The organism is Streptomyces sp., assembly GCF_035563135.1.
GTDB lineage: Bacteria > Actinomycetota > Actinomycetes > Streptomycetales > Streptomycetaceae > Streptomyces.
The window spans coordinates 1-6,030 of record NZ_DATMVN010000650.1 but is presented as its reverse complement, the minus strand read 5'-3'; the positions used below and the strand labels follow the sequence as shown (position 1 = coordinate 6,030).

At 70.4% G+C, this 6,030-nt stretch carries 7 protein-coding genes and 1 rRNA gene; all 8 read left to right on the top strand.

Annotated features, from left to right (window positions below; all coding sequences use genetic code 11):
- Positions 1 to 88 (top strand): 5S ribosomal RNA (gene rrf / locus VN520_RS29165); the annotation flags it as partial.
- Positions 89 to 160: 72 nt separating this feature from the next.
- Entirely contained in the window at positions 161 to 808 is a 648-nt protein-coding gene (locus VN520_RS29160; RefSeq protein WP_325749943.1) for an HAD family hydrolase, read from the top strand.
- A gap of 44 nt (positions 809 to 852) precedes the next feature.
- Positions 853 to 2,055, top strand: a complete 1,203-nt coding sequence (locus VN520_RS29155) for an MFS transporter (RefSeq protein WP_325749942.1) — start codon at positions 853 to 855, stop codon at positions 2,053 to 2,055.
- The gene (locus VN520_RS29150; protein ID WP_325749941.1) at positions 2,024 to 3,196 is read left to right on the top strand and encodes an acetoin utilization protein AcuC; all 1,173 of its coding nucleotides are present in this window, start codon (positions 2,024 to 2,026) and stop codon (positions 3,194 to 3,196) included. Before VN520_RS29155 ends, VN520_RS29150 begins: the two co-directional genes overlap by 32 nt.
- A 99-nt stretch (positions 3,197 to 3,295) precedes the next feature.
- Positions 3,296 to 4,111 (top strand): phosphatase, encoded by an 816-nt coding sequence (locus tag VN520_RS29145; protein WP_325749940.1) that lies wholly within the window; start codon positions 3,296 to 3,298, stop codon positions 4,109 to 4,111.
- A gap of 128 nt (positions 4,112 to 4,239) precedes the next feature.
- Positions 4,240 to 4,452, top strand: a complete 213-nt coding sequence (locus VN520_RS29140) for a helix-turn-helix domain-containing protein (RefSeq protein ID WP_014046653.1) — start codon at positions 4,240 to 4,242, stop codon at positions 4,450 to 4,452.
- A 110-nt stretch (positions 4,453 to 4,562) separates the two neighbouring features.
- Positions 4,563 to 4,661 carry a 30S ribosomal protein bS22 gene (locus VN520_RS29135; protein WP_003948845.1) on the top strand — a complete coding sequence of 33 codons (99 nt, stop codon included), beginning with the start codon at positions 4,563 to 4,565 and terminating at the stop codon, positions 4,659 to 4,661.
- Between the two features lie 166 nt (positions 4,662 to 4,827).
- Positions 4,828 to 5,898 (top strand): NAD-dependent epimerase/dehydratase family protein, encoded by a 1,071-nt coding sequence (locus VN520_RS29130; protein WP_325749944.1) that lies wholly within the window; start codon positions 4,828 to 4,830, stop codon positions 5,896 to 5,898.
- Positions 5,899 to 6,030: the final 132 nt, after the last annotated feature.

Genomic DNA, 6,030 nt, shown 5'->3' with positions numbered 1-6,030 from the left:
CGGTTACATTCCGAACCCGGAAGCTAAGCCTTTCAGCGCCGATGGTACTGCAGGGGGGACCCTGTGGGAGAGTAGGACGCCGCCGAACAATTATTCCGGGAAAGCCCCGTGCCCTTGTGGCACGGGGCTTTTCTGCGTTCTGAGCGTCTAGGCTCGAACCATGCGCTACGAACTGGTCATCTTCGACAACGACGGTGTGCTCGTCGACAGTGAGCCGATCTCCAACACGGTCCTGGCCGGCTACCTCACGGAGCTCGGTCACCCCACCTCGTACGAGGAGTCCCTCCGCGACTACATGGGGGCCGCCATCCACCGGGTGCACGACCTGGTGGACGAGCGGACGAGCCAGAAACTGCCCGCAGACTTCGACGAGGAGCTGCACCGTCGCACCCTCGCCGCGTTCCACGAGGAGCAGCTGGCAGCGGTCGACGGGGTCGAGGAGCTGCTGGGCGAGCTCGTCGCCGACGGGGTCGCGTACTGCGTCGCCTCGTCGGGAAGCCACCAGAAGATCGCGGCCGGGCACCGGAAGACCGGGCTCGACCAGTGGTTCGAGGAGGAGTGGATCTTCAGCTCCGAGGACGTGGGTCGAGGGAAGCCGGCCCCGGACCTGTTCCTCCACGCCGCCGAACGGATGGGCGTCGCCCCTGAGCGGTGCGTCGTGATCGAGGACAGTCCGCTCGGCGTCGAGGCGGCCCTGGCGGCGGGGATGGAGGTGTACGGGTTCACCTCGATGATGCCGGCGGACCGGCTCGTCGGGGTCACCGGACACTTCTCCGACATGTCGCAGCTCCCCAAACTGCTCGCCTGAGCTTCATCTACCCACCGGTGGACCGGGGCTTTACGCTCGCGGCCATGACGGACGCGCGATTGCGGTACGGCAGAGCCTCCCTCGCCTTGAGCTTCCTGGTGCAAGGAGTGACCTTCGCCCTGCTCGTGACGCGCATCCCCGCCATTCAGGACCGCTACGGGATATCCGACGGACTGCTGCCCCTCTTCCTGGCCGCGGTGCCCGTCCTGGCGGGGGCCGGCAGTGTGGCCACCGAGAAGGTGGTCGCACGGGTGCGGCCCGGGATCGTGCTCAGGTGGGCGCAGCCCGTCGTGCTGCTGGCCCTGCTCGGGGTGGGTGCCGGCAGCGAGGTCTGGCAGGCGGCGCTCGCGCTCGGTGTGTTCGGGCTGGCGGTCGGTGCTCTGGACGCCTCCATGAACATGATGGGCGTCAGCCTGCAACGGGCGTACGGGCGCAGCATCATGCTGGGGTTCCACGCCGCGTACAGCCTGGGTGGTATCGCCGGGGCGTCGATGGCCTGGGCGGGGGCGCACCGGGACCTGTCCCTGCCGGCGTCCTGGCTGCCGGCGGTGGCCGTCCTGCTGCCCGCGGCTCTGATCGGGAGCCGCTGGTACGCGGCGGGGGAGGCCGGCGGGGGACCGGTGACGGCGGGGCCCGGCCAGGGTGCGCCCGTGCCCTTCAGGATGCTGCTGCCGCTCTGCCTGGTGATGGCGTTCGCGTACATCGGGGATTCGACGGTCTCCAACTGGAGTGCGAAGTACCTGCAGGACGTGCTGGGCAGCTCGGAGCAGCTGGCGACGGTTCCGTACAACGTCTACATGGTGACGACGCTGCTGGGGCGGGCCGTCGGTGACCTCGGGGTCCGGCGGTTCGGGGCGGTGGCGGTGGTGCGGGGCGGCAGCGTGCTGGCCGCGGTGGGGTTCGCCGTGGTGGCGGTGGCACCCGGGGCCTGGTGGGGGATGCTCGGCTTCACGCTGCTGGGGCTGGGGCTCTGTGTGATCGTGCCGCAGACGTTCGCGGCCGCGGGGAGGATGTTCCCCGGGGCGAGTGATGTGGCGGTGGCCCGGCTGAACGTCTTCAACTACGTGGGCTTCCTCGTCGGGTCGCCGCTCGTGGGAGTGCTCGGCGATGTGTGGAGCTACCGCGGCGCGATGCTCGTGCCCATGGTCCTGGTCCTGGCGACGCTCGTGTACGCCCGGTCCTTCGGCGCGGAAGCGGCCCGATACGGTGGCGGGCATGAGCGGGCGCGCGCAGCTGATGTGGGATGAGGCAGTAACGGGATACGACTTCGGGTCCGGTCACCCCATGGATCCGGTCAGACTCGCCCTGACGATGGGGCTGGTGCGGGCGTTCGGGCTGGACGGGGCCGTGGATGTGCGGTCCGTCAGGCCGGCGGGGGACTCCACGCTGCGGCTCGTCCACCACGAGGACTATGTGGCGGCCGTCCGGGCTGCGTCCGTGGACCCGAGGGCCGCCGATCAGGCCTACGGGCTCGGGACCCTCGACGATCCCGCTTTCGCGGGGATGCACGAGGCGTCCGCGCTCATCGCCGGGCTCTCGGTGGGGGCCGCGGAGGCGGTGTGGCGCGGGGAGAGTGCGCACGCCGTGAATTTCACCGGCGGGCTGCACCACGCGATGCCGGGGGCCGCGTCGGGTTTCTGCGTGTACAACGATCCGGCGCTCGCCGTCGCCAGGCTGCTGGAGCTGGGTGCGGAGCGGGTGGCGTACGTCGATGTGGACGTCCATCACGGGGACGGGGTGCAGGCGGCGTTCTGGGAGGACCCCAGGGTGCTGACCGTGTCGCTGCACGAGCACCCGCGCACGCTGTTCCCGCAGACCGGGTGGCCGGAGGAGACAGGGGCCGGGGCGGGCGAGGGCGGTGCGGTGAACGTGGCGCTGCCGGCGGGTACGGGCGACGCCGGGTGGCTACGGGCGTTCCACGCGGTGGTGCCGGAACTGCTGGAGGACTTCCGGCCGCAGGTGCTGGTGACCCAGCACGGTGCCGATACGCACTTCGAGGACCCGCTGGCGCATCTCGCGGTGTCGCTGGACGCCCAGCGGGCGGTCATGACGGCCTGTCATGAGCTCGCCCACGCCTACGCGGAGGACGGGCGGTGGGTGGCGCTGGGCGGGGGCGGTTACGCGGTGGTGGATGTGGTGCCGCGGTCCTGGACCCATCTCGTGGGGATCGCCGCTCACGCGCCGGTGGACCCGGAGTCGGTCGTCCCGTCGTCGTGGCGGGACGAGGTCTACGCCCGTACGCGGCAGTCGGGTCCGGATCGGATGACGGACGGCCGCACGCCGTCGTGGAAGCCGTGGGAGGACGGTTACGACCCGGCGGACCGGCTGGACCAGGCGGTGCTGGCGGCCCGGCGGTCGGCTTTCCCGCTGCGGGGGCTCCTGGCCTGAGGAGCCTGAGGAAGGGGCGTGCCGACGGGGGTTACGCCAACGGTGGGGCGGTGTCCGGGTTCCGGCCCGGGGGTGCTGCCGGTGCGGGAGCATCGGAGGGTGTTGAGCACCGGAGCGCTGCGCGCTCATCTGCTGGCGGCCCGGCTCGCCGGGCCCGTGGCCACGCCGCGGGAGACCAGTCTGCGGAGTTATCGGCTTTTCGCGGCGAGGGACCCTCGTGTGCTGCTCGGACTCGATCCGGACCGGGCGTGGGGGGAACGTGACCTGCTGCGTCTGATGGCCGACAAGTGCGGGGTGTCGGACGATCCCGGCCATGTGTCAGGTCCGGACGTGATCGATCCGGAGCGGACCCTGGCCGCTCTGGACGCGTTCGCGGAGCGGCTCGCCGGGGCTGCGGAGAGACGGGCCCCGGTGCTGTTCGGCACCGGGCATCCGCACCGGCTGATCGGGTTCTACGCCGGTCTGGCAGACGCTTTGTCGGCGGCCGGGTGCACGGTGCTCACCCCCGCGCAGGGGCGGCGTGTCGACATAACGACCCGGTTCGGCGTACGCACGTACAACCTCGATTACGTACGACGTGTCGCGCTGGTGCGCGAACCGGGTGTGCGGGCCCCCGGGGATGCGACCGGCGCACACACCCACTCGCCGCTACCGGTTCGGGCTGTGCTGGAGGAGGCGGTGAAGGCCCGCGGGGCGTTGCCCGAGCTGGTGGTCGGGGACCACGGATGGGTCTGCGGGGCAGGTCAGCTGGGTATCGAGGCCATCGGGCTGGCCGATACGGATGACCCCGCGTTGTTCGTGGGAGAGGCGGAGGGGCGGGTGTCCGTCGCCGTTCCACTTGATGACGGCGTGCACGCGGACCACTACCGGCCGCTTGCGCGGTATGTGCTCAATCGGGCGTGTCTGTCACAGTAGGCGGCCGATCGTCTCACCTCTTCCCCACTCGCATCACCCGCCCCTAATCTGGGGAGTGAGCGCACAACGACGAAGAGTCACCGGAGGGGAAGCCGGTGCGCGTCTCGTGCGGAAGGTACAGGTGGGTCATGGCTGCTGGCAGTGAGAGGCCTCTCAACGAGGTCAAGTTTCTGACCGTGGCGGAAGTCGCCTCGGTCATGAGGGTGTCGAAGATGACCGTGTACCGCTTGGTGCACAGCGGTCATCTGCCGGCGATCAGGGTGGGAAGGTCCTTCCGGGTCCCGGAGCAAGCGGTTCACGAGTACCTTCGCGAGTCCTTCGTGGGGGTGGAGTCAGCCTGACGTCGCCCTCGGATTACGTCCCTCACCCGGTGGCGGGTAGGCTAGGCCGACGTAGGTCGTGTGGGCCCAGACGCCCCGCACCAGTGAAGAAGAAGTGAGCGAGGGTAGTCGTGGGCTCTGTTATCAAGAAGCGGCGTAAGCGGATGGCCAAGAAGAAGCACCGCAAGCTGCTCAAGCGCACGCGCGTTCAGCGTCGCAACAAGAAGTAGGCGAACGCAGTTCGTGAGTCCGAGGCCCTCCCGCCGTCCTGGCGGGAGGGCCTCGGTGCATTCGGGTCAAGCCCGCCCGGGGTCGTCACAGGGCGGCGTCCACCGGCTACGGTGGCGGCCAGGGGAAGACCCCCGCTCGGTGAACGATCGACGGAAGGCGCTGATCTTGGGGAAGATCGTGCTCGTCACAGGCGCGGCCCGGCAGCTGGGCGGCCGTTTCGTACGGCGTGTCCAGCGCGACCCCGGCGTGGAGCGGGTGATCGCCGTGGACGCGGTCGAGCCCGCGCACGGGCTGGGCGAGGCCGAATTCGTCCTGGCGGACATCAGGCAGTCGGCGATCGCCAGGGTCCTCGCCGAGCATTCCGTCGACACGGTCGTCCATCTGGACGTCTCCGCGAAGTCGGCCGGTCCGGGCGGGCGGGCGGCGGTCAAGGAGACCAACGTCATCGGCACGATGCAGCTGCTCGGTGCCTGCCAGAAGTCCCCGGCCGTGCAGCGGCTCGTGGTGAAGTCCAGTACGAACGTCTACGGCTCCGCTCCCCGCGACCCCGCGGTCTTCACCGAGACGACACCCCCCAAGTCCCTGTCCAGCGGCGGCTTCGCCAAGGACGCGGTGGAGGTCGAGGGATACGTCCGCGGGTTCGCGCGCCGCAGGCCCGACGTGGCCGTGTGCGTGCTGAGATTCGCGAACATCCTGGGCCCCGAGCCGGACTCGCCGCTCGCCGACTACCTGTCGCTGCCGGTCCTGCCGACGGTCCTCGGGTACGACCCCCGGCTGCAGTTCGTCCATGAGGACGACGTCGTCGACGTACTGGAGATCGCCTCCCGCGAACCCAGGCGCGGCACGCTGAACAGCGGCACGTTCAACATCGCGGGCGACGGTGTGCTGCTGCTCTCGCAGTGCTCGCGCAGGCTGGGACGGCCGACCGTGCCGTTGCTGCTGCCCGCTGTCACCTGGGTGGGATCGGCACTCCGTACGATCGGTATGACGGACTTCTCGCCGGAGCAGATCCGGCTCCTCACCCACGGACGGGTCGTCTCGACCGTGCAGATGCGCGAGACGCTGGGTTTTCGGCCGAAGTTCACCACGGCCGAGACGTTCGCGGAGTTCACGCGGAGCCGGGGACCGGGGCTGCTGCCCCCCGAGCGGGTGGGCAGGGCGGTCGGGAGGCTGGCCGGGCTGCCGCTCGGCGCGGGACCGGCAAGTACGGCACATTCGACGCACAGCGCCAGGTAGAGGAGCGCGACCGACGATGGCGGACGCCAAGGTCATTCCCTTCGACGACGACCGTTCGCGCTCCGGTGCGGGGCGGCGCAGAGGGCTGCTGCCGGGCGGGCGGGGCCAGGCGCCCGTGCCGGCCGGTCCCGC